Source organism: Marinobacter sp. 3-2, from assembly GCF_003751355.1.
GTDB lineage: Bacteria > Pseudomonadota > Gammaproteobacteria > Pseudomonadales > Oleiphilaceae > Marinobacter > Marinobacter adhaerens.
This window is the reverse complement of record NZ_RJUQ01000013.1, coordinates 418,658-441,764: the sequence shown is the minus strand read 5'-3', so window position 1 is coordinate 441,764 and position 23,107 is coordinate 418,658. Positions and strand designations below refer to the sequence as shown.

Genomic DNA, 23,107 nt, shown 5'->3' with positions numbered 1-23,107 from the left:
GCCAGAGCGGAGAGTCAGCCTTGAATCAGTCATCTGTTTCCCCAACCACGGCAGCCCACAAGATGGCAAAGTGGGCAACCTTTGCCGTTTTGCTGGCGGTTGTCGTGATCATGCTGGGTGCCTGGACCCGCCTGGTGCACGCAGGGCTGGGGTGTCCTGACTGGCCCGGGTGCTACGGTTTTCTCACGGTGCCCCAGAGCGAATCGAACATTGCCATCGCGAATGCCCGTTTTCCCGATACGCCGGTGGATGTTCAAAAAGGTTGGCCCGAGATGATCCACCGTTACGCCGCAGGCACCCTGGGGCTGGTGGTGTTCGGCCTGGCGGCCTACGCGGTTCGTAACCGGCGCCAGGGTGTTCCGGTAAAGCTGCCTTTGTTTATCGCCGGTTTCATCATTCTCCAGGGCGCTTTCGGCATGTGGACGGTGACCCTGAAACTGTGGCCCCAGGTGGTGGCGCTGCACCTGCTTGGCGGCTTTACCACCCTGAGTCTCCTGACGCTGCTGGCCCTCCGGTTGCGACGTCAGGCCAGGCGGACAGGGGATCGGGAGCCCCGGCCATCCAATGCCCTGTCCGGTTTCCGACCCTGGCTCTATGGCGGGCTGCTGTTAGTGGTGATGCAGATTGCCCTGGGGGCCTGGACAGCGGCCAACTACGCGGCCGTTGCCTGTACCGATCTGCCCACCTGTCAGGGCCAGTGGTGGCCTGAGGGCATGGATTTCCGGCACGGCTTTGACGTGACCCAGCATGTGGGCCCGAACTACCTGGGTGGCCAGCTGACGGCGGATGGCCGGGTGGCCATTCATGTCACTCACAGACTTGGTGCCATGCTGGTGCTGGTCTATTTCGCCGCATTACTGGCGTTGATGTGGCGTCGACGTGGTGATTCCGGCCTGGATAACGCCATCCGGCTGGTGGCGGTCCTGCTGGGTGTTCAGATCCTGTTGGGTCTGGCCAACGTGATTTTCCATATTCCCCTGTCCATCGCCGTGGCCCACAACGCCATGGGCGCAGGTCTGCTGTTGTCAGTCATTCACCTGATCTGGCGGCATCAGCTATTACTCAAACCACATAGCATCCCGGCAACACACACAACAACAATGAACCAGGAGGTTACGGCATGAGCGAGCAAGTGGAAGCACTGCCGGCCCAGGCAATTGCGAGCGACTCCAGAACAACCATTTCCTGGCGTGACTACCTGGAGCTGACCAAGCCAAGGGTTGTCGCGCTGATGATCCTCACATCGGTTATCGGGATGCTGCTGGCGGCGCCAGGCGTGCCCGGTTGGGGCGTGTTGGTCTGGGGCAATCTGGGTATCGCCCTACTGGCCGGCGCGGCTGCGGTGGTCAACCATGTGGTAGACCAGAAAATTGACACCGTCATGGCTCGCACCCGCAAGCGCCCGGTGGCCACAGGCAAGATCTCGCCTGTGGATGCGATCCTGTTCGCAACGATACTCGCGTGTGTTGGTATGGCCGTGCTGATGTGGCAGGTGAACCACCTCACTGCCTGGCTGACCCTCGCCTCCCTGGTGGGTTACGCCGGTGTCTATACCCTGTTCCTCAAGCGTGCTACGCCCCAGAACATCACCATCGGTGGTCTTGCCGGGGCCATGCCACCGCTGTTGGGGTGGACCGCTGTGACCGGCCAGGTTGAGGGCCACGCTCTGCTGCTTGTGCTGATCATTTTCGCCTGGACCCCGCCGCATTTCTGGGCTCTAGCTATCCATCGCAAGGAAGAGTACGCCAAGGCGGGCATTCCCATGCTGCCGGTCACCCATGGCAACAAGTTCACCGAGCTGCACATCCTGCTCTACACCCTGATGTTGCTGGCAGTCAGTCTGCTACCTTTTGTCACAGGCATGTCCGGCGGTATCTACCTGGTGGGCGCCCTGGCCCTTGGCCTGCGCTTTCTGCAGTATGCGGTAAGGCTGTTGAAGGGTGACGATCGGCGGGTAGCCCTGAATACCTTCAAGTATTCCATCACTTACCTCATGGCCCTGTTTGTGGTATTGCTTGTGGATCATTTTGTATTCTTCTGAGTCAGACATTGTGCTGACGCAGGCGGGGATGGCTTTCCGAAACACGCTGTAAATACGTCCGTGTACGCTCGGCTACGCCATCCATGGCTCCCACGGTTTCGGAAAGCCATCCCCGCCTGCTTATCTGATCAACGAAGTGGACCACGCATGAAAAGCTCCAGCTCTGTTCGCCTTACCCTGTTCTGCCTTCTGCTAATCGTTGTTCTGATCTTTGGACTGGTTGTCGGACGGCAGGTGTTCCTGGTGGGCAACGAGGAACCGATTCCGGCGCCGGAGCTGACGGAGTTCAATACGTATGTTTATGACCAGCCACGGCAGCTGGCGGAATTTACGTTGACGGACGAGAACGGTGAAACGGTCACACGGGAGAGTCTGAGGGGTCGCTGGACCATTGCATTCGTGGGCTACACCAATTGCCCGGATATCTGCCCGGCAGCCATGGCCAATTTGCGCCAGACCGACAAGCTGCTGTCCAAGGAATTGCCCCAGCCTGACTATCTGCTGGTCAGCGCTGACCCAGAGCACGATACGCCGGAGAAACTCAAAGCCTACACGGACTTCTTCGGTGAAAATTTCCATGGTCTGACCGGAGATCTGGACACCCTGCGGGAACTGGCCAAAAGCCTGAACGCGGTGTTTGTCCATCGTGAGGTCGATGGTGAGCTGCTGGTGGATCACAGCGGCCATTTTGCGCTGCTGAACCCCGACGGCGAACTTGCTGCTGTGATCCAGCCGCCCCATAATCCGCACAACCTGGCCGAGGCCTTTGAGCGGATTTACCAGTGGGCAAAGGCCAATCGTGAACGGGTGAGCTCCTGACGCTTCAGAAACCCGGAATCCGATGCTCCCTATTGATGCCATTCTTCCAGACCTGAAAGCGGCCCTGGAACGCACGACTACCGTACTTCTGCAGGCTCCGCCCGGTGCCGGTAAAACCACCCGTGTGCCTGCCGCCCTTCTGGATGCGCCCTGGCGCGGTGACGGCAAGATCCTGATGCTGGAGCCCCGTCGGCTTGCAGCTCGCTCTGCCGCCCGGTTCATGGCCCGGCAACTCAATGAACAGCCCGGCCAGACGGTAGGCTATCGCACAAGGCTGGATACCCGGGTGTCTGCGGCCACCCGGATCGAAGTCGTGACCGAAGGCATCCTGACCCGGCTGATCCAGGCGGATCCGATGCTGGAGGAGTACGCGGCGGTCATCTTTGATGAGTTCCATGAGCGCTCTCTGCAGGCGGATCTGGGCCTGGCCCTGGTGCGGGAATCGCAGCAGGCGTTGCGGGAGGATCTGCGGTTGCTGGTGATGTCCGCAACCCTGGATACCGGGCCGATTGCGCAAGTGCTTGGAGACGTTCCCGTAATAACCAGTGAAGGACGGGCGTTTCCGGTCGATGTTCATTACCGGCCGTTGCCGCGCAGTGGCCGCATGGTGGATCAGGTTACCGCTGTGGTTCGGGAGGCATTGGCTGATCAAAGCGGGTCACTGCTGGTGTTTCTGCCCGGTGTGGGTGAGATACGTCGGGTTGAGCAACAGCTCCGTGCAAACCTGCCGGACCGGGTGCTGCTTGCTCCACTATACGGCAATCTGAAATCGGAGCAGCAGGACCAGGCAATCTCGCCGGCTCCCGAAGGCCAGCGAAAGGTGGTGTTGGCTACGGCTATTGCCGAAACCAGCCTGACCATTGAAGGGGTTCGGGTTGTTATCGATTGCGGTCAGCAGCGTCGCGCCGTGTTTGATCCCAACAGTGGCATGACCCGCCTGGTTACTGGCCGGGTATCCAGGGCTTCTGCGGAACAGCGTAAAGGCCGGGCCGGCCGGATGGAGCCCGGGGTCTGTTATCGATTGTGGAGCGAATCGGAACAGTTCGGATTGGCCGATTACACGCCGCCCGAAATTCTGGAGGCCGATCTGGCACCTTTGGTGCTGGAATTGGCCCAATGGGGCGCGCGGGAAGCCGATGCCGTCGCCTGGATTGATAAGCCCCCTGCCGCCCATTGGAGGCAGGCTGTGGCACTCCTGCAGTGGCTCGATCTGCTCGATTCAGACGGAGCCATTACGGGCCACGGCAAAGCGGCCCGGGAGCTGGGTATACACCCGCGACTGGCGCATATGGTGCTGAAAGGCCGTTCTATAGGGCTCGGAGGCCCGGCTGCGGCCGTGGCCGCCTTGCTGGAAGAGCGGGATCTCCTGGGCCCCGGAACTGGTGCGGACATGCACGAGCGGGTTCGGGTGTTCTTCGGGGAACGGCGGGATCGCACGCTGGATGTCGCTCGCCTTAAGGCTGTACGCCAGTCGGCCCGGCGTCTTTCCGGGCCCGGGACGACTGAGGCAACACCGCCCTCGGAGACCGAGATCGGCCGATTGCTTACCCTGGCCTATCCGGACCGTATTGCCAGGCGGCGATCGGATAAGGCGGCAAGGTATCAGCTCAGTAATGGCAAAGGTGCGGTACTGAGAGAGGATGATCCCCTGGCACGGCACGAGTGGCTGGTGGCGGCCGAGCTGGATGGCCAGGCCCGCGAAGCCACGATTTACCTGGCCGCGCCGGTGGACATTCCGGACCTGGAACTCGACCTGGCTGACCACATACAGGAGATCGAAGAGGCGCTGTGGGACGATAGCCAGGGTAAAATTCTGGCGCGACGTGCGCGAAAACTGGGTGAACTCGTGCTTGAGGAAAAGCCGCTCGGCCGGGTGGATCCGGAACTGGTCCGGCAGGGGCTGCTCAGTGCGATTCGGAAGAAGGGCCTGGAAAGCCTGCCCTGGGCTGATGGCAGTCGCCAGTGGCGTGCCCGATTGAGGTTGCTCGCCAGAACCTTCCCGGATTCCGGCTGGCCGGACACCGATGACGCGGCGCTACTGGATAATCTCGAGGTTTGGCTGGGCCCGTTTCTGGTCGGCATGACCCGATGGTCCGATCTGGCCCGGATCGACCTGCTGGCGGCCCTTAACAGCCTGATTGATTACCCGGCCCAGCAGCGACTTCAGAGTCTGGCGCCAACACACCTGACCATACCGACCGGCCAGCGGGTGAGTCTGGATTACAGCGCCGACAATGGCCCGGTGTTGGCAGCCAAGCTCCAGGCGCTGTTTGGCTGGAAAGAAACCCCTGCCGTTGCCGGTGGGCGGGTACCGGTGGTGCTTCATCTGTTGTCCCCCGCGCAACGACCTCTGGCGGTCACCGCAGATCTGGCCAGTTTCTGGCGTAACGCCTACCCCGAGGTGCGCAAGGATATGCGTGGGCGGTATCCCAAGCATCCCTGGCCGGAAGATCCGTTTACCGCCGAGGCTCAGCAGGGCACGAAAAAACGCCCAACTCGCTGATGCGTTTGCTGACCAGCGCGTGTGGCACCCGCTCAAAATAGATATTCCGTGGCGTTATCCAGTCTCCCGCCGGTGCGTTGAGTTCTTCCGCGGGCATTTCCTCGAGTTCAACCGACCCGGGGTCGGCGTCGCTGTTCCGGAAGCTGTCGGCAAGAACCCAGAGGGGCTTCCCGGCCGCATGGGCCGCCAGAGCCAACAAGTGTGTACCGCTTTTGTTGATAAAATGCCCATTGGAAAGCCAGGTATCGCACCCGGTGATCACCAGGTCAGCCTGGGGCACAAACAGCCCCATCTGCGCATCGGTGATCAGGGTGACGGGTATGGCTAGCTCGTTCAGCGCCCGTGCCAGGGAGTGGCCCTCGAAGCCCGGGCTGCTCTGGGTGCAGATGACAGAGAAGGCCCGGTCTTTTTCTGCCATGTTACGAAACAGCGCCAGTACCGCGGAGCTGGCGCTATGGGTCAGTATCACCGGCGACCCTGGCAGAAGATCGATGGCGTGCCGGGCAATGGTTCCGGTGGCATTTTCCAGCTGGTCTCTGATGTCCATGACGGCCTGCCGTGCGACCTGAACATCACTGGATAGACGCTGCTCGATCATGGCCAGTGCATTGCCAATCACGATCATGCTCGGGCGTGCCGCCCGGAGTTCTGCCAGTAGCCTCAGAAATGTCTCGCCCTCTGGCTCGACCTCGTCGAGGTAAGATAGCAGTTGATCGAGGGTGTTCAGTGCCAGCTGTGTAGCGCCTGACCGGGAGTCCGCTTTCAGTGCGGCCAGAAGGGACTTTGCCCTCGCATCAAGTTCCTGCATTCCGCTCTCCCGTGCTTCTGTGCTGCTTGAAGGGTAGCACCTGTACGGTCTTTTCCTGATGTCCGGACGTGAAAATAGCACTTGCCTGAATGTCAGCCCTGTATAAAATACGCGCAACTCAACCCCGAGTGCGCAGTATCCATGCACCTTGTTTCCTTCGATATTTTCCGAACCCTGGGTTTTCCCGACACCACCGTCCTCAAGCCGGAGCAGTTTTTGCGGCATAAAGAACTGTTGCGGGAAGCGGATTGGGTCCTGTTCCCAGAATACTGGCAGTTAAATGCCCTGGTTCACGGTCTCAAGTGCCGGGTGTTTCCCAGCGAAGCCAGCTACCGCATCGGCCACGACAAGGTGGAGATGACCCGCGCATTCCAGACGGTGGCCCCGGAGCACACGCCCTGGACCATGATTGAGGCCAACGGCCCGGTGGAACGTGACATGATCTGGGATGCCATGGTGCATCCGTTCGTGGCAAAGCTCCCCAAGGCCAGCATGGGCGAAGGCGTCTGGCTGATTGAATCCCGTGAGGACTGGCGCCGCTACTGCGAGCGCACTGACGTGCTCTACGCCCAGGAATACCTGCCTCTGGACCGGGATGCACGAGTTGTTGTGGTTGGCGATCAGGTGCTGACGGCTTACTGGCGAACCCAGGCCGATCAGGGCTTCTACAACAATGTGGCCCAAGGTGGCCGCATCGACAACAGCCCGGTTCCCCCGGCTATGACGGCGCTGGCATTGCGGCTGGCCCGGGATCTGGGTGTTGATCACGCCGGCTTTGATATTGCGCTGGTGGATGGCCACCCTTACGTACTGGAATTCAACCGGTTGTTCGGAAACAAGGGATTGGGCCAGGGCACGGAGCTCCAGGAAGCGATTCTCGGCTATCTACGGGAACAGACTGAACCGGAAGACCCGGACGGGCCTACCGAACCACCGCCGATATGGCCGGTGGCGGTCTGAGGGCTACGCGCGAACGTCGATCAGACTGCCGACGTTGTCAGACGGATTCGCTCCGGCGGTCGCTACTGCCGTTTCCGTTACGCCTTCAAGCAGTTGCAGGGCGCCCTGCTGGGCCATATCGAGGGAGGCTTTCAGGACTGAAAGCTGTGCCTGCTCCTGCACGCGTTGCTGATTCAGTTGAGTGCTGGCGGCGGCAATTGAGCTGATGTCCGACATATAAAAACCACTTGGCTCTGATCAAATAATGCTCAGTCTAACACGAGCGGAATAGCCCTCAACGCCCCTTTTCATTCGGTAACAAATTCCCTTCGTTTTATGGGTAAAAGTGCTCATATCCGGGCCCTCAAAAAAGCCCGATGATCGCGTTATCTAACGGGTGCTGCAGCGTTGCTGTAGTGCCTTTTTTTATGCCTGTTTGCCCTGTGGAGGGACACACCACCCATGACCGAAGCCGCTAACGCCAATATCGCCGATTACTACGAAGCCGACACGTTCAAGCGCATCAAGGACTTTGCCGACGGCAAGGAAACTCCGTTTGTGGTGATCGACACCGCAACGATTGACCGTCAGTACGACGAGCTGGTCGAGGGTTTCCCCTACGCCAAGGTTTACTATGCGGTGAAAGCCAACCCGGCCCCGCAGATCCTGACCATGCTGCGCGACAAGGGTGCCTCTTTCGATATCGCGTCGGTGTACGAGCTGGACAAGGTGATGGCCCTGGGTGTGACCGGTGAGCGGATCAGCTACGGCAATACCATCAAGAAGGCGAAGGACATTCGCACCTTCTACGAGAAAGGCGTTCGTATGTTTGCCACCGACTCGGAGGCAGACCTTCGCAACATCGCCAAGGCGGCCCCGGGCTCGAAAGTGTATGTGCGTATCCTGACCGAAGGTACCCTGACGGCAGACTGGCCGCTGTCCCGCAAGTTCGGCTGCCAGACCGACATGGCCATGGACCTGCTGATCCTTGCCCGTGACCTGGGCTTGGTGCCCTACGGCGTCTCGTTTCACGTCGGTTCCCAGCAGCGCGAGATTGGCGCCTGGGATGCGGCCCTGAACAAGGTGAAGGTGATTTTCGAGCGTCTGAAGGAAGAAGACGGTATCGAGCTTAAGATGATCAACATGGGCGGTGGTTTCCCGGCCAACTACATCACTCGCACCAATGAGCTGAAGGTGTACGCCGAGGAGATTGCCCGCTTCCTGCACGAAGATTTTGGTGCGGAGCTGCCGGAGATCATTATCGAGCCGGGCCGATCGCTGATTTCCAACGCCGGTGTTCTGGTGAGCGAGGTGGTTCTGATTTCCCGGAAATCCCGTACTGCCCTGCATCGCTGGGTGTTTACCGATGTGGGCAAGTTTTCAGGCCTGATCGAGACCCTGGATGAGGCGATCAAGTTTCCGATCTGGACGGAAAAAGTGGGCGAAGGCGAGGATTGTGTGATTGCCGGGCCGACCTGTGACAGTGCCGATATCATGTATGAGCATCACAAGTATCCGTTGCCGTTGAATCTGGCGATTGGGGATCGGATGTATTGGCTGTCTACCGGAGCCTATACAACGACATACAGCGCCATTGAGTTTAATGGGTTTCCTCCGCTGAAGGACTATTACATCTGACCCTGTATTAGTTCGGAGTCTGGCCGCGGGGCGGGGGTGTCCTTTCCTCTGGGAAAAACAACTCGCTTTGCTCAGACATTTTTTCCCGGCGGAAAGGACACCCCCGCCCCACGGCCGTTCCGGCTGGATACGGGGAGTCCGCGAAGGGAAAATTGGTATTCAGAGAAGGATCAGCTTTCGGGCTGGTCCTTTTTTCGTTCCAGGTTCAGGGTAAAGGCCAGGGGCAAGACCAGCAGGCCGTAGGTGATCATCAGCATCAGGGCGTGGCGGGCATCGCCGGTCCAGTCGGCGACGACACCGCCAAGCATGGGCACGCAAAAAGCGACGGTGTAACCGACCAGAAAGGTGCCGGCGGAGAGGCGGCCAGTTTCGGCGGAGGAGACCACCAGCGGGGGGATCGCTACGAGCAGGATCAGGAGCATGCCGGCGACCAGGCTCATGAGGGTGGCACTGACGATGGACCACCAGCCGGTAAGCATGACCGCGCCAATGGCGCCGAGCAGGCTGATGCTGGCCAGGGTGGCGATGACGCCGCGACGGCCGACCCAGTAGCGCGCCATTTTCAGCATAATCAGGGAGGCGAAGACCTGGGCAAGGTTGTACCAGAACAGGGCGTCCGGCAGTTTGTCGAACTGGCCCTGATGCTGCAGCAGGTTGCCCATGTACGCGTTGAGGCCAAAAAACAGCGAGCCGGAGAGGCCGAGCAGTAGACCGATTCTCAGGGTCAAGGGGTTATGCCAGTCCGGTAGCCAGGCTACTTTTCGCACCGGTTTGGCGCGGTCCCGTTTGGGCAGGAACAGGGCTGCGGCAACCAGCAGCGCCGGGAGTGACCAGGCCACCAGGGTGGCGCGCCAGCTGTTGTCCAGCAGGGGCATGAGCACAGGCAGCGTGATGCCGGCACCGATGAACTCACCCATCAGCATGCCGTTCATGTAGATCGCCGAGCCTAACGCGAGGTGGTGGGGTTCCAGCCACCGGGGCAGTAGTGCCGGCAGTGATGGTTGCATCATGGAAACGCCGATGCCCATGACGGCACTTGCAATCATCAGGGTCAGGGTGTCGGGCATCAGGCCGCGCCCGGCGGAGCCGATCACCATGATCATCATGGCCAGAGCCAGGGTATTGCGGGGGCCAATCCGGGCAATGGCCAGTGAGCCGGGCATGGAGCCGATGGCCAGCATCAGGATGGGGAGGGTGGTCAGGGCGCCGGTGAGTGCCTGGGTGAGTGCCAGTTCGTCGCTGATGAACGGCGCCAGGGGCGGCGCGACCAGTACCGGTATCCGCAGGTAAACGCCGGCCAGCCAAAGCAACACCGCCACCGGCAGCAGCTTCGCTGGCGGTGGCGGTGTGGTCGCGGCCTGGTGTTCAGCCACGGGCAAGACGATTCAGTCTTCGCTGGTGTCCGGCAGATAGGCACCGTCTTCGTCGTGGACTTCACGGCCGGTAACCGGTGGATTGAAGGCACAGATCAGTCGCATGTCTTCCGTGCCACCGTACAGGGTGTGCTGGTCATGCTTGTCGAGTGCGTACAGGGTTCCGTCAGTGATCTCATGGGTTTCACCAGTGGCTTTGTCCAGGATCTTGCCGTTGCCGGCAACACAGTAGACCGCTTCGAGGTGATGCTTGTACCAGAGGTTCAACTCGGCCCCGGCAGGGATGATGGTTTCGTGGAAGGAAAAGCCCATGCCGTCTTTTTTGAGCAGCATGCGGCGGCTTGTCCACCCTGGGCCGGTGACTTCCCGCTCGGTACCGATAATGTCTTGCACTCGTACGATTTTCATGAGCATTCCTCATTTTGTGATGGAATAGCCTTTTAGTATAAACATCCCTTTCAGGTGCGGTTCAACCGCCAATCGTCGTAAACGGCCATGGCCAGTTCGATCGAGGTGGCGAATCTTTCCCGCTGGCGTTCATCCAGGGGGCGCCGTTTCCGGCACTTGTCGAAGGCTTTCTGAATTTCCTGTCGGCTCGGTTTTTCAAGTCGCTCGAGCCAGTGATGGTCTGCTGGCTCAAGGTCCAGCAGGTCGCGACCAGCGTGATTCCGATGGGAGATATGCCACCAGTGATCCACGGCCCTTCCCAATACAACATAGCCGAACTGGCTGTCCTGTACAGGACCGAAGGTGGCTGTTTTCAATCCGTCCCTGAGCACGCCGATGCTCAGCGCCGGCAGGGCCAGCCGATCGCCGTAGAAATAGCTGCCGGCAGCACCGATCAAACCGCCCACCAGAGCACCGGTTCCAAGGGATGAGCCAAAAGTCAGCGCGTCGATTCCGGCGCCACTGACGGCGCCCGCGCCGAAGCCGGCGGTGGCCAGGTAGCGCTTGCTGACCGCCCAGGCTTTGCGGCTGTCTTCCGAGAACAGGTCGTGTTCGCTGTGCCACTCCAGTTCGGCTTCCTGGCGACGGATGCGCTGGTGCTGATAAAGATGTTCGATATCCACGCGCAGGGTCTGTTCCCGCTTGCGCTGGTGACGATACCAACGTTCCCGCAGCTGTTCGGCCAGGGAGCCGTCACTGGTTTCTGCAGCCTGGCCGGCGGTAAGCGTCCGTTTTTCCTGGTAGGACATCATGCTCTCAAGTGTCCTGGCGATCAGTACTGCGGCCTGATGGCGGCGCTGCTGCCGCTGGGCGGACAGGTAGTGAGTGGCCTGTTCCAGTGGTGTTTCCCAGTCCGGCTCCAGTTGTCCGAAAGCCCGTAAAAGGCCCAGATGTTGCTCGAATGGGGCGCGAACCGCGTCGAAACGGCGGACAACCTGAAAGAACTGGCCCAGAGCAGCCTGCCAGGTGTCACTGTAGTCGTCGGCGCCGATGCTGTTGATCAGGGCCAGGCTCGGACGGCCAGTCCAGCGCAGGATGGTCATTTCTGCCTCGTGCTCTGCGCTGTAAGGCACCGAGCCGTCCACCACGTAGATGATCCCGGCGCCTTCGATCAGCGGTCTGAGAAGCTCACATTCATCGGTGAATCGGCCGTCCCCCTCATGCTGTGCCACAAAGGCTTTGACGGTGTCTGCGTGATCAGAGGCGGAGACACTGTGGGCTTCCAGCCACTCCATTACCCGTCTCGGCCGCTGGAATCCGGGCGTGTCGACCAGAGTGTAGAGGGTCTGGCCGTCCACCTTCAGCGGGTAAGCCTGATGCCTGCGCGTGGTGCCGGGTTCCAGGGCAATGGCAATGGCATCGTTCTGGGACAGGGTCGCCACCACGCTGGATTTACCCTTGTTCGGGTGTCCGACGACCGCAAACGTGGGTATCTGAGTCATGACCCGTCCCCGATGGCTGTGTAGGGGTCCCGCATATGGAATGGGGGCAGAGACACCTGGACGAACTCGCTGCCCACCCTTTCGGCAAATCGCAGCCAGGGCTGGATCTGGTGGGCATCGGGTTGCTGATTGCTGTCCGTGGCCAGTGGCACCAGCGCGACCCTGGCGTTGTCGGGCCAGATGTCCCGGGCGGCCGCGAGGAAGTCCTGAAGCTCGCCGGTCGGGGGTTGCCAGCAGCGAACCAGCAGGATGACTGCCCTGGCGCGGTTTTTCAGATGCTCGGCGATCCGGTGCAGGGCCTGATCATCGTCCGAAAGGCTGGCGCTGCCGCCGGCGCTGAGCACGAGCTGCTTGCCTGACCGAAGCGACTCTGGCAATTCCGGCTCACCGGCGCCGGCCCAACACAAGAGAATGTCGCTGTCGGGCAGTGGTAGCAGGTTGCCTCGAGTGTCGGTGTCCGGCAGATCGTCGGCATCATGATGGCTGTTGCCAGTGTCCAGGGCGGGTGTTTCCATGCGATACAGCAGGGCGTGCATGGCCGGATGGCTGGTGAGCAGGCGCCGGGCTTTTTGCCCGGCCTGCACGGACGCACACGCCCAGAGAATTATCCTTGGCAGAAGAACCCAGGTCGACCACATCATGGCCACAAACGGCCACCACAGGCCCCAGAGGGCCGGGTCAGGACTTGCCGTCGGGTCACCGGCCCGGAAAAAACGCGTTGCCTCGACCAGCGCTAGATCCGGGGCCGCGGCAGGCCAGAGCCAGGCCCAGGGCATCGCAATGGCCTTTACCAATCCGTGATAGCTGGTGGCGGCAGTGTCCAGCGTGGTGCTCCAGCCGAAGGCGAGGTCCTGCAAGACGACCATGGCCAGCAGGGTAAACAGCCCTGCGATGGCGAACGCAATGCCGCCCAGGTGAGCCGCTCTGGCCATCAGAACAGGCTGAAGCCTGGTGAAGGCGCCATCTCCCGGGTTGACCCCCAATCGATGCGCCAACCAGCGCCAGGGCTGCCATCCGGCCATGGCTTGCACGGTGGTGAACAGGGCAAATATCAGGTGCAGCAACACGAACGCCAGGAAAACCGTGATGTTGATGCGCTGGCCGCCGTCATAGAACAGCAGCCCGGCCATCGCCAGCGTGCCCGCGACCGCGCCTGACACTGCAAAACCACCGTTGATCCGGCGCCACGATGCCAGTGTCCGGTCCGCGGATGTCGGGGTTGTCCGGGGACCGCTGAGGCGGTTCAGGTGGGCGAGCCAGCGGGCCGCGTCCGGGGCCTCGCCCTGCTCTTCACAGACGAGAGCGAACTTGCGGTCGCGTCGATGCAGGAAGGTAGGCGGCTGTGATCTGTCCCGTTGCGCCTGGCTGTCAAACTCCAGCAGCAATCGGAGGGGGTTGTCGGTCATTCAGGGTTCCGGTGTCGAATTCGGGCTGTCGGGCCCCGTCGGGCTTTAGTGCTAGGATATAGGGATACCCGCACCTGATACCAGACAACGAGAGTCCATGCCCCACCATCTGATGAACCTGCGCCATGTACCCGATGACGAGGCCGAGGAAATCCGGGCCCTGTTTGATGCCCATGATGTAGCCTATTACGAGACGCCACCAAGCCGCTGGGGCATCAGCATGGGTGGTTTCTGGGTGCACGACGACGATGAGGCGGCCAGGGCCAGGGCGCTGCTGGATGAGTATCAGAGGCAGCGCTATGAAACCCAGCGACAGGCCTACGAGGAGCACCTGGCCCGGGGCGAATCCGGCGGTTTCTGGTTCATGCTCAGGCATAGGCCGATCCGGACTCTGGCGGCCTGCATTGCCATTCTGGTCATCATGGGCCTGAGCCTGCTGCCGTTCATCCGAATCGGATAGCGACCCGGCAATCAGTTGCTTTTCTTTCGGTCGAGGAATGCGATTGCCTCGTCAACCGCATCGCCGGCTGTGAGAAAGCTGGTGACATGTCCTCGCAGATGCATTTCATAGAGTTCGCTGTATACCTGATGACTTGCGAGTGCGTCCCGGAAACGTTCGGCCTGGCTGAAGGGCACAAGCATGTCCACGGCGCCGTGAAACAGGAAAAAGGGCGGTGCGTTGGCCGTCACGTGACTGATCGGTGAGGCACTGCGATAGGTGTCCGGCATCGCCTGCTGCTCGCCACCGAGGAACTGCCGGATCAGCTTGCCCGAACCGAACGCCATGAGGTCAGACGGTAAGCCGCCGGCGACAACAGCGTGCAGCCGGGACTCCGGCCCGCCGTAGGGCTCGTTCAGCTCGCTGTCGGAGCTTGCCACCAGGGCCAGCAGGGCAATCAGATGGGCGCCGGATGAAAACCCGAAACCGCTGACTTGCTTGCGGTCGAGCCGGTATTTGTCGGCATGCTCGTTCAACCACTGGCGGGCGAGCTGGAGATCATGCAGCTGCGCCGGGAAGGTGTATTCCGGTGCAAACCGGTAGTCGATGTTCAGCACCGCGAAACCGTGGCTGGCCACTTCTTCCGCGATCCAGGCCATGTCTTGACGGGACCGTCGTTGCCAGCCACCCCCGTGAACCATCAGGACCACCGGATGGCGATGCCCTGAGGCTCCGTTCTCGGGCAGGTAAAGGTCGGCGAACAGTCGTTGTGGCCAGTTATCGGGGGAGAACTGTAAATTGCGCTCTACCTGAAAGGATTGTTCTCCCGGCAAGGCCGCGTTCTCTGGTGCATTGTGGTGGGTCGCGCATCCGGCCAGCAACAGCAGGCTGCCAATCACGCCGACCAACCCACCCCGTCTGCCCCCTGTTCGGTAACCGGGCACTGGGCTCTCCTTTTTCAGGCGAATTGAGGTTTCACATCAAATCTACGACGGACTGATATTGATGGATGCCGGTACGGGCGGATTGCCTGATCCAGACTCCATTGTCCGACATTCAGTACAGTGTCCGGTTTCAAGGACAATCTCTGCAAGGCTCGCAATAGGCGTGTTTCTCGATGATTGCCGGCCCCGGGGCTGTCCGGAAATCCGGAATTATTCATTAAAGTTCAAGTAAGAGGTAAATTTAACATTTATAAATCATAGACATAGCCAATTGGCACAGGATGCGCATGGCGTTCCCGGGGCCCGGCTTGCGGCCTGGTCTGTTCGTTTACAACAACAAACAAGGAACGATCATGAAACGAATAATGCTCTGCGCCCTGATCGGCGCCACAGGGTTGACCCTCTCAGCCTGCAAGGATAATCCACCGTTTAACGAAATTCCCGATTTCATTCAGGGCGATATCAGTCAGACCAGCTACGACGGTATTACCGATGACCTGCTTACTGCGGGCCTGGGTGCCAGCGGTCTGGCCAGTGCGCCCGGGCCTGCATTCGCAGACCCTTTGAACCCTACCGCTGCAGAACTCCGGCGGTTGGCGATCTATAACAACTATCGCGCACTGGTGGATACCGCCCCCGGAGGCGGTTATGGGACCTTCTTCGGTCCGCAGGTTAACGCCAGCGGTGAAGGCCTGATTGCGGGTGACGAATTCATTGCCTACATGTCTGTGCCCGGAACCGACGTGCCGGTTACGGTGATGGCCCAGGTGCCCGATAGCTTTGACCCGGATCGACCCTGCATGGTCACGGCGCCGTCCTCCGGCTCCCGGGGCATCTACGGTGCTATCGGTACGGCCGGCGAGTGGGGCCTGAAAAAAGGGTGTGCTGTCGTATACACCGACAAGGGCACAGGGACCGGTTCCCATAACCTGGCTACAAACACCGCCCAACGGATTGATGGCACGCTAACCTCCGATGTCGAACCAGTGCAGTTCCGGGCCGACCTGACCGATGGGCAGCGAGCGGATTTCGACAGCGCGTGGCCGGATCGGTTTGCCTGGAAGCACGCTCACTCCAGAGCCAATCCGGAAGCCGACTGGGGCCAGCATGTACTGCAGTCCATTGAATTCGGGTTTTACGTGCTGAACGAGAAGTTTGGCCGTGAGCTGGGCAACGGCGAAACGCTTCTGACCATCAAACCCAAAAACACCGTGGTCATTGCCTCCAGTGTCTCCAACGGTGGTGGTTCTTCCGTCCGAGCAGCCGAGCAGGATACGAAGGGCCTTATCGATGGCGTGGCGGTGTCCGAGCCGAACGTGAACCCGCAGGTGGACCGAAGCTTCACCATACGCCAGGGCGAGGGCCCGGAGATTACCGAGCACAGCCGCAGCCTGCTGGATTACACCACGGCCCTTGCCGTCTATCAGGGCTGTGCCAACCAGGCGCCGGCGATCCGGGACGATGCGCCTTTGAACGCTACCTTCAATCCCCCTGCAATCGGCGAGAATATCTGTAACTCCCTTGCCAACAAGGGTCTGGTGAGTGGTGCCACGCTGGATGACCGAGCAACAGACGCGCTGCGCATCCTGAACGAGGACTTTGGTATTCAGCCGGAGCAGAATCTGCTGGCGCCGGTGCACTTCGGGCTCGCCGTAGCCCAGAGTATTTCCATGACCTATGCCAATGCTTATGGTCGCGCCGGTGTCGAGGATCGTGTCTGTGAGCTCAGCCTGGCGGCAACCGATTCGGCCGGAGCCGTGACCCAGTTGGCGCCCGCTGCAGAGGCAGCACTTTTTTCGGCCAGCAATGGCATCCCGCCGTCGGCCGGGGTAAACATCGTCTACGATGGTGCCGATGGTCAGCCCACCAATCTGCCTGCCAGTGCTTCACCAAGTACCAACCAATTGGACTATGGCCTGGATGCACTGTTGTGCCTTCGTAGCCTTGCCCAGGGCAGCGACGCCGTCACCGGACCTGATCTGCAGGGCTCTGACGCCGAGCTGGCAACGGCTATAGCCGAGGGTATCGCCGAAGTCCGTGCCTCGGGTGATCTGCAGGGCAAGCCGACGGTCTTCGTGACCGGTCGTGCCGATGCGATTCTACCCATCAACCACACCTCCCGGCCCTATTTTGGCCTGAACCAGCGAGTGGAGGGGGAGAAAAGCAACCTGCGGTACTACGAAATCCTGAACGCCCATCATCTGGACGTGCTCAATGGGTTCCCGGGCGTTGCCGACCGTTATGTGCCCCTGCATCACTACTACTTCCAGGCGCTGGACCTGGTCTGGGCCAATCTGACCGAAAAGCAGGCGTTGCCGCCAAGCCAGGTAGTCCGGACGGTGCCACGGGGCGCTATCACAACACCGCTGGCGGAGGTCAACCTGCCGGCGATCAATCCCGCGCCGGATGCCGGCGACCGGATTGTCTTTACTGACAACCAGGTCCGGATCCCGGAATAAGTGTGACACGCGCCGGCCCGTTGCGGGGCCGGCTTCGTTTGCCCCCGGTCCGGGGGCCCCATATACTTCCGTCACTGCACCCGGCCTGTCGGGTGCGAGGGTTATCCAGATGAATGACATTCGACCCGTTGGTGCGCGGTACATGACACAGCTGTTTTCTGACAACAATAAAAGTGGCCTGACCAGAGACCTGATCGAAGCCCTGTTTCCCATGTTCGAGGAAGCCAGCGCCGGTGCCATCGCCGTGGACTGCGATGCACGGATTACCTGGATTAACAGCAGCTACTCCCATCTTCTTGGCCTGGGCGATCCGTCTACCATCATCGGCAAACCGGTGCGCCAGCTGATCCCTCACACCCGAATGCCCGAAGTGGTCGAAACCGGTAAACCCCTGCTGCTGGACATTATGGAGCACAACCAGCAACAGTTGGTGGTAACGCGCCTGCCGTACTACGACGACAACGGAAAAATCGTCGGTGCCGTGGCCTTTGTACTTTACGACGACCTTCAGCCCCTGACGCCACTGGTGTCGAAATACCGTCGGCTCCACCAGGATCTGGCGGCCGCGCGCAAGGCGTTGGCGAAAAAGGCACGAGGTACTCGCTACAGCCTCGGTGATTTCGTTGGTGCCAGCCCGGCAGCGCTGGAGGTCAAGCGTCGCGCGCGCTTGGCGGCCGGTCGCGATATGCCGGTTCTACTGCTGGGAGAAACGGGCACCGGCAAGGAAGTGCTCGCCCAGGCGATTCATACGGTCTCGGGACGTGCGGAGAAACCGTTCGTGGGAGTGAACGTGGCCGCCATTCCGGACAACCTCCTTGAGGCCGAGTTCTTTGGCGTCGCACCCGGCGCCTACACCGGTGCCGATCGCCGCACCCGGGAAGGCAAGTTTCAACTGGCCAACGGTGGCACCCTGTTTCTCGACGAAGTGGGTGACATGCCGTTGCCGCTGCAGGCCAAGCTGCTGCGGGCCCTGCAAGAGGGAGAGATTGAACCGCTGGGCTCCAACAAGGTGGTTTCGGTGGATGTTCGGGTTATTGCTGCCACCAGCAGAAATCTTGAGGTCATGATCTCCGAAGGAACTTTCCGCTCCGATCTTTATTACCGCCTTAATGTCCTGGAAATCCCCATCCCGCCCTTGAGGGATCGGCTGGCGGATCTCGGTGTGCTCTGCGAAGCCCTTCTTGAAGAGATCTGCGAGGGGCTGGAGTTGCGTGGTGAGATTACGGATGCTGGCGTCTCGGCGCTGGGCAGTTATGATTGGCCGGGCAATATCCGTGAGTTGCGCAACGTTCTCGAGCGGGCAATGACCATGGGCGAGGAAGGTGGCTTGCTCGATGCCGACGCGATTTTCAAGGTGTTGCCCCGAGCCGGGACACGTCCGGTGTCTTCTCTGGCGCCGCAACCGGTGAGGCCGTTGTCCCAGACACTCGCCGAGGCAGAGGCCCAGGCGATCGAAGAAGCTCTGGTGGCAAGCCGTGGTAACCGTACCCGGGCTGCCAAGCTGTTGGGTATATCCCGATCTGTTCTGTACGAGAAACTGGCCAAGTTGTCCTGAAATCCGGACGACTGTCTGCCCATCCGTACAATCCCTTACGACTGACGTCTAATGATGTCCTGAATTCCGGACACTTTTCCCCGTGTCTGCCCCGGCCTTATTTTATAACTAACTGAATTATATCAATAAAATTAAGATGGCATAGTGTCTGCTATATCCGAGGCGCAGGACGTCAGAACAATGCACAGAACAAGACTGACGCTAACTGTTGGACCCCAAACATCACCCTGTCCGTCTGTTCCTGCATTCTCTGACTATACTCAGTTCAGGCCTTTCTGGTTGAAAGCCGCCAGGCCAGACAAAACAACAAAGTTAGGAGACTTGCCAATGAAACTTCTCAAGGCTCTCACCGGTGTGGCCGGTGCGATCGCTCTTACCACGGGCTCCGCTTTTGCAGACGATCTGCGCTGGAAAATGCCCGTAGCCTTCGCAACCAACCTTCCTGGCCTCGGTTCTCCCGCTGCCTGGGTCGCAGACAACCTCACTACCGCTTCTGATGGCAGCATCCAGGTCCGTGTCTATGAGCCCGGCAAGCTGGTTCCGCCGTTCGACATCCTGCAGTCCGTCTCAGACGGCAAGGTTTCAGCCGGTTACACCTGGATCGGTTACGACCAGGGCAAAGTGCCTGCGATTCCCCTGTTTGCCGCTGTTCCCTTTGGCATGAAGCCGCCTGCCTACATCGGCTGGTATTACTTCGGTGGCGGCCATGAGATGCTGCAGGAAACCTATGCCAACAAAGGCTTCAATGTTCACGCACAGCTGTGCGGCATCATTGGGCCCGAGACTGCCGGCTGGTATTCCGAGCCCATCGAAACACTGGAAGACTACAAAGGCCTGAAGATCCGCTTCGCCGGCCTCGGCGGCAAGGTCCTCGAAAAGCTGGGCGCCTCTGTCACCATGATGCCCGGCGGCGAGCTCTACCAGGCACTGGAGAAGGGCACCATCGATGCCACCGAATTCTCCATGCCAGCCATCGATCAGATCCTGGGCTTCAACCAGGTGGTCAAGTACAACCTGTTCCCGGGCTGGCACCAGCAGTTCACAGCCCAGTACATGCTGATCAACAAGGACGAGTGGGCACGGGCCACCGAGGCACAGAAGGCGCTGGTCGAGGCCTCCTGCACTGCGGCAACCACCCGTGGCCTGGCTGAGGGTGAGTACAAGAACGGCAAGGTTCTGGCCGAGTTCCAGGACAAGGGCGTTCAGGCTGACCAGATCCCCCGCGACGTTCTGCTCAAGTTGCGCGAAGTAACCCAGGAAGTGCTTGAAGAAGAAGCCTCCAAGGATGCCGACTTCAAGCGTGTCTATGAAAGCCAGCAGGAGTTCATGGAATCCTACAAGATCTGGGATACCCGCGCCTATGTTCCGGCGGACCTCTAAGGTTCGGGGCTGACCCTGGGCACCGGACGCAATTCCGGTGCTCTTCGATTTAGTCTGGATGGCCCTGCGGGGCCATCCTTGTTTCACGGCAGGCTTTCTGAACGAGGAACTGTTGTATGACAGTGTCTGATAAAGGCTCACCACCCGATGTGCATGCATCGGCGTCGGACGCCGGTCAATTTATTCATCATCACACCGAGTTTCCGACCACCCGGCTGAGCAAGGTCCTGGACGGTGTGATTTCTGCGATAGGCAAGAGTGCCTCCTGGCTCTGGATTGTGGTTACCGGCGTGATCATCTACGCGGTGGTGGGGCGTTATGCCTTTGGCCAGGGTTCGGTAACGCTTGAAGAGGTCCAGTGGCACCTGGCAGGCGCCGGCTGGTTGTTGGGATTGGGTTACACCCTGGTGACCGATGACCATGTCAGGGTTGACGTCATTCATGAGCGCCTGTCGCTCAAAGGCCAGGCCTGGATTGAGCTATTTGGCCTGGTATTTCTCCTGCTGCCGTTTCTGGTGCTGGCGGTCTACGAAATGATTCCCTATGCCGTGAGCTCCTGGGAGCAGGGTGAGACCAGTCAGGCGCCGGCGGGCCTTCCTTACCGCTGGATCCTCAAGGGCGTTCTGGCGCTGTCGTTTGGGCTCCTGATCGTCGCGGCCCTGTCCCGTCTGCTGAAAGTGACGGCTTTGCTTTTCGGCTTTCCGAAGCCAATCCGGGTCGAGTCCGGTGAGACCAAGAAAGAGGATGCGTCCTGATGGAGCTTGAAACCCTATTCGTAATCGGCATGTTCCTCACCTTCGGGGCGCTGCTGATGACCGGCTATCCGGTTGCCTGGGTACTGGGCGGCACCGCGGTTATCTGGACCGTCGTTGGCGTCGTCGCCGTTGAGAATTTTGGAGCCAATCTGTGGTTCGATTATCAATCTTCCATGGGGCTTGTGCCCGAGCGAATCTGGAAGGTGGTCAGTAGCGAAACCCTTGTGGCACTGCCCATGTTTATATTCATGGGCATTATGCTTGACCAGTCCGGCGTAGCAGAGCGACTGATGAACAGCATGGTCAAACTGTTTGGCGCCGTTCGCGGCGGCTATGCGGTGACCGTCATCGTTATCGGCGTTCTGTTGGCCGCGACCACCGGTATCATCGGGGCGTCCGTAGTGCTCCTCGGCATGTTGTCCCTGCCGGTAATGATGGAGAACAAGTACGACAAGGGCTTTGCGGTGGGTACGGCATGTGCCACCGGGACCCTGGGTATTCTGATTCCGCCCTCCATCATGCTGGTTCTGATGGCTGACCGCCTGGCGGTTCCCGAGGCGTCAGTTGGTGACCTGTTTATGGGCGCCTTCTTCCCCGGCCTTATGCTGGGTGCCATGTACGTGGCCTACGCGATTATCCGTCCGATGCTGCAGCCGAACATTGCGCCGGTGCCGGAAGGTACCGAAAAAGTGAGCTGGGCCATCGTCTGGGAAGTGGCAAAGGCAGTAGTGCCAACCGCCGCGTTGATCCTGGGCGTATTGGGTTCAATCTTTGCCGGCATAGCGACTCCAACGGAGGCTTCCGGTGTGGGCGCCCTGGGTGCTCTCCTGCTGGCACTGATGTCTGGCCGACTGAACCTGAACGTGCTGAACTCTTCAATGCAGCAGACGACGCGCACCGCCGCGTTCATCTTTGCCATCTTCCTGGGTGCCACCGCGTTCTCCGTGGTCCTGCGGGGTCTGGGCGGCGACCAGGTGATCGAGGACGCCCTGTTGGGTCTGCCGTTCGGCCCTTATGGTGTGGTTCTGACCATTCTGTTCGGCGTATTCCTGCTCGGCTTTTTCCTGGACTGGGTGGAAATCACACTGATCATCCTGCCGTTGGTTGCCCCGGTTGTGCAAAGCCTCGGCTTTGATCTGGTCTGGTTCACCATCCTGTTTGCCATGTGCCTGCAGACTTCTTTCCTGACGCCGCCGGTCGGATTTGCGCTGTTCTACATCAAGGGTGTGGCGCCGCCGGAAATCAAGGTGACCGATATCTACCGTGGCGTTATACCGTTCATCATTATTCAGCTGGCAGCGCTGGCTATTGTGTTCGTGGTACCGGAAATCGCGACCTGGCTGCCCAGCGTGGCTTACGACTAAGGAGAAAATAACCATGCGTCTGGAAAACCGGATTGCTTTGATTACCGGTGCCGGTCGCGGCATCGGCCGGGCCATTGCCGAGGCCTACGGCCGCGAAGGCGCCAAGGTCGCTGTGGCTGATCTGACACTCGAGGCGGCCCAGGACACCGTAGATGCCATCGAGCAGGCCGGCGGCACTGCCATCGCCCTTGAAATGGATGTGACTGACGAAGATGCAGTTGACGTAAACGTCAACTCTGTGGTTAAACAGTGGGGTGGTCTGGACATCGCCATTGCGAACGCCGGCATCCAGCACATTGATCCGGTGCACAAACTGGCTTATTCCGATTGGCGCAAAGTCATGAATGTGCATCTTGATGGCGCTTTCCTGGTGACTCGCGCGGCACTCAAGCACATGTACGAGAGCGGCGGTGGCACCATGCTCTACATGGGGTCGGTGCATTCTCTGGAGGCTTCTCCCCTGAAAGCCCCTTATGTGGCGGCCAAGCATGGCATGCTGGGGTTGTGCCGGGCGGTGGCGAAGGAAGGTGCGGAACACGGGGTGCGGAGCAACATCATTTGCCCCGGGTTTGTGCGCACGCCCCTGGTGGACAAGCAGATTCCGGAACAGGCCAAGGAGCTGGGCATTTCCGAAGAGGAAGTGATCAGTAAAGTTATGCTCAAGAATACTGTGGACGGGGAATTCACCACCCTGGAAGACGTGGCAGAGTTGGCCGTTCATCTGGCTGCATTCCCCTCTGCGGCTTTGACTGGCCAGTCCATCGTGGTCAGTCACGGCTGGCATATGCAGTAACA

20 protein-coding genes are annotated in these 23,107 nt (G+C 60.1%); 13 read left to right on the top strand and 7 right to left on the bottom strand.

Annotation, left to right across the window (positions count from 1 at the left end):
• The first annotated feature begins 62 nt into the window (after positions 1–62).
• The 4 genes from EDB94_RS09440 to hrpB all read left to right on the top strand — a co-directional run bounded on the left by EDB94_RS09440 (position 63) and on the right by hrpB (position 5,363).
• Positions 63–1,124, top strand: a complete 1,062-nt coding sequence (locus tag EDB94_RS09440; protein WP_108018200.1) for a heme A synthase — start codon at positions 63–65, stop codon at positions 1,122–1,124.
• Positions 1,121–2,041: a heme o synthase gene (cyoE, locus tag EDB94_RS09435; protein ID WP_014578909.1), complete on the top strand. Its 921-nt coding sequence runs from the start codon at positions 1,121–1,123 to the stop codon at positions 2,039–2,041. The genes EDB94_RS09440 and cyoE overlap by 4 nt, the downstream gene beginning before the upstream one ends.
• A gap of 147 nt (positions 2,042–2,188) precedes the next feature.
• Positions 2,189–2,860, top strand: coding sequence for an SCO family protein (locus EDB94_RS09430; RefSeq protein ID WP_108018199.1), 672 nt, complete (start codon positions 2,189–2,191; stop codon positions 2,858–2,860).
• Between the two features lie 22 nt (positions 2,861–2,882).
• Positions 2,883–5,363 (top strand): ATP-dependent helicase HrpB, encoded by a 2,481-nt coding sequence (hrpB, locus tag EDB94_RS09425; protein ID WP_108018198.1) that lies wholly within the window; start codon positions 2,883–2,885, stop codon positions 5,361–5,363.
• Here the strand turns inward: hrpB and EDB94_RS09420 are convergent.
• Positions 5,317–6,171, bottom strand: coding sequence for a translation initiation factor eIF-2B (locus EDB94_RS09420; protein ID WP_108018197.1), 855 nt, complete (start codon positions 6,169–6,171; stop codon positions 5,317–5,319). The genes hrpB and EDB94_RS09420 overlap by 47 nt on opposite strands.
• 141 nt (positions 6,172–6,312) lie before the next feature.
• Between EDB94_RS09420 and EDB94_RS09415 the strand changes: the two genes are divergently transcribed.
• Positions 6,313–7,131: an alpha-L-glutamate ligase gene (locus EDB94_RS09415; protein WP_062783560.1), complete on the top strand. Its 819-nt coding sequence runs from the start codon at positions 6,313–6,315 to the stop codon at positions 7,129–7,131.
• Between the two features lie 3 nt (positions 7,132–7,134).
• Here the strand turns inward: EDB94_RS09415 and EDB94_RS09410 are convergent, their stop codons facing one another.
• Entirely contained in the window at positions 7,135–7,347 is a 213-nt protein-coding gene (locus tag EDB94_RS09410) for a YjfB family protein (protein WP_014578913.1), read from the bottom strand.
• 225 nt (positions 7,348–7,572) lie between these two features.
• Here EDB94_RS09410 and EDB94_RS09405 point away from each other — a divergent pair, with 225 nt between their 5' ends.
• On the top strand, positions 7,573–8,748 hold the full coding sequence (locus EDB94_RS09405) for a type III PLP-dependent enzyme (protein ID WP_014578914.1): 1,176 nt from the start codon (positions 7,573–7,575) through the stop codon (positions 8,746–8,748).
• A gap of 170 nt (positions 8,749–8,918) precedes the next feature.
• Here EDB94_RS09405 and EDB94_RS09400 read toward each other — a convergent pair whose 3' ends face one another.
• Genes EDB94_RS09400 through EDB94_RS09385 form a run of 4 tightly spaced genes read right to left on the bottom strand, consistent with a single transcriptional unit; the run spans position 8,919 to position 13,416 of the window.
• Positions 8,919–10,121 carry a CynX/NimT family MFS transporter gene (locus tag EDB94_RS09400; RefSeq protein ID WP_108018196.1) on the bottom strand — a complete coding sequence of 401 codons (1,203 nt, stop codon included), beginning with the start codon at positions 10,119–10,121 and terminating at the stop codon, positions 8,919–8,921.
• Positions 10,122–10,133: 12 nt separating this feature from the next.
• On the bottom strand, positions 10,134–10,529 hold the full coding sequence (locus tag EDB94_RS09395; protein WP_008176749.1) for an ectoine synthase: 396 nt from the start codon (positions 10,527–10,529) through the stop codon (positions 10,134–10,136).
• Between the two features lie 50 nt (positions 10,530–10,579).
• The gene (locus EDB94_RS09390; RefSeq protein WP_108018195.1) at positions 10,580–12,010 is read right to left on the bottom strand and encodes a GTPase/DUF3482 domain-containing protein; all 1,431 of its coding nucleotides are present in this window, start codon (positions 12,008–12,010) and stop codon (positions 10,580–10,582) included.
• Positions 12,007–13,416, bottom strand: a complete 1,410-nt coding sequence (locus tag EDB94_RS09385; protein ID WP_108018194.1) for a DUF2868 domain-containing protein — start codon at positions 13,414–13,416, stop codon at positions 12,007–12,009. The genes EDB94_RS09390 and EDB94_RS09385 overlap by 4 nt, the downstream gene beginning before the upstream one ends.
• 97 nt (positions 13,417–13,513) lie before the next feature.
• On the opposite strand from EDB94_RS09385, the gene EDB94_RS09380 reads away from it, so the two are divergent.
• Positions 13,514–13,876: a DUF6164 family protein gene (locus EDB94_RS09380; protein ID WP_108018193.1), complete on the top strand. Its 363-nt coding sequence runs from the start codon at positions 13,514–13,516 to the stop codon at positions 13,874–13,876.
• A gap of 11 nt (positions 13,877–13,887) precedes the next feature.
• Here the strand turns inward: EDB94_RS09380 and EDB94_RS09375 are convergent, their stop codons facing one another.
• A complete protein-coding gene (locus EDB94_RS09375; protein WP_108018192.1) occupies positions 13,888–14,799 on the bottom strand; it encodes an alpha/beta hydrolase in 912 nt (303 codons plus the stop codon).
• Between the two features lie 353 nt (positions 14,800–15,152).
• Here EDB94_RS09375 and EDB94_RS09370 point away from each other — a divergent pair, with 353 nt between their 5' ends.
• From EDB94_RS09370 to EDB94_RS09345, 6 genes are all read left to right on the top strand, one after another.
• The gene (locus EDB94_RS09370; RefSeq protein ID WP_181259026.1) at positions 15,153–17,258 is read left to right on the top strand and encodes a 3-hydroxybutyrate oligomer hydrolase family protein; all 2,106 of its coding nucleotides are present in this window, start codon (positions 15,153–15,155) and stop codon (positions 17,256–17,258) included.
• 142 nt (positions 17,259–17,400) lie between these two features.
• The gene (locus EDB94_RS09365; RefSeq protein WP_014578922.1) at positions 17,401–18,813 is read left to right on the top strand and encodes a sigma-54-dependent Fis family transcriptional regulator; all 1,413 of its coding nucleotides are present in this window, start codon (positions 17,401–17,403) and stop codon (positions 18,811–18,813) included.
• 327 nt (positions 18,814–19,140) lie between these two features.
• Entirely contained in the window at positions 19,141–20,193 is a 1,053-nt protein-coding gene (locus tag EDB94_RS09360) for a TRAP transporter substrate-binding protein (protein ID WP_041645879.1), read from the top strand.
• A 116-nt stretch (positions 20,194–20,309) separates the two neighbouring features.
• Positions 20,310–20,948 (top strand): TRAP transporter small permease subunit, encoded by a 639-nt coding sequence (locus EDB94_RS09355; protein ID WP_014578925.1) that lies wholly within the window; start codon positions 20,310–20,312, stop codon positions 20,946–20,948.
• Complete coding sequence (locus tag EDB94_RS09350; protein WP_014578926.1) at positions 20,948–22,312, top strand: TRAP transporter large permease subunit; 1,365 nt, start codon at positions 20,948–20,950, stop codon at positions 22,310–22,312. The genes EDB94_RS09355 and EDB94_RS09350 overlap by 1 nt, the downstream gene beginning before the upstream one ends.
• Before the next feature lie 13 nt (positions 22,313–22,325).
• Positions 22,326–23,105 carry a 3-hydroxybutyrate dehydrogenase gene (locus tag EDB94_RS09345; RefSeq protein ID WP_053113490.1) on the top strand — a complete coding sequence of 260 codons (780 nt, stop codon included), beginning with the start codon at positions 22,326–22,328 and terminating at the stop codon, positions 23,103–23,105.
• The last annotated feature ends 2 nt before the right edge of the window (positions 23,106–23,107 follow it).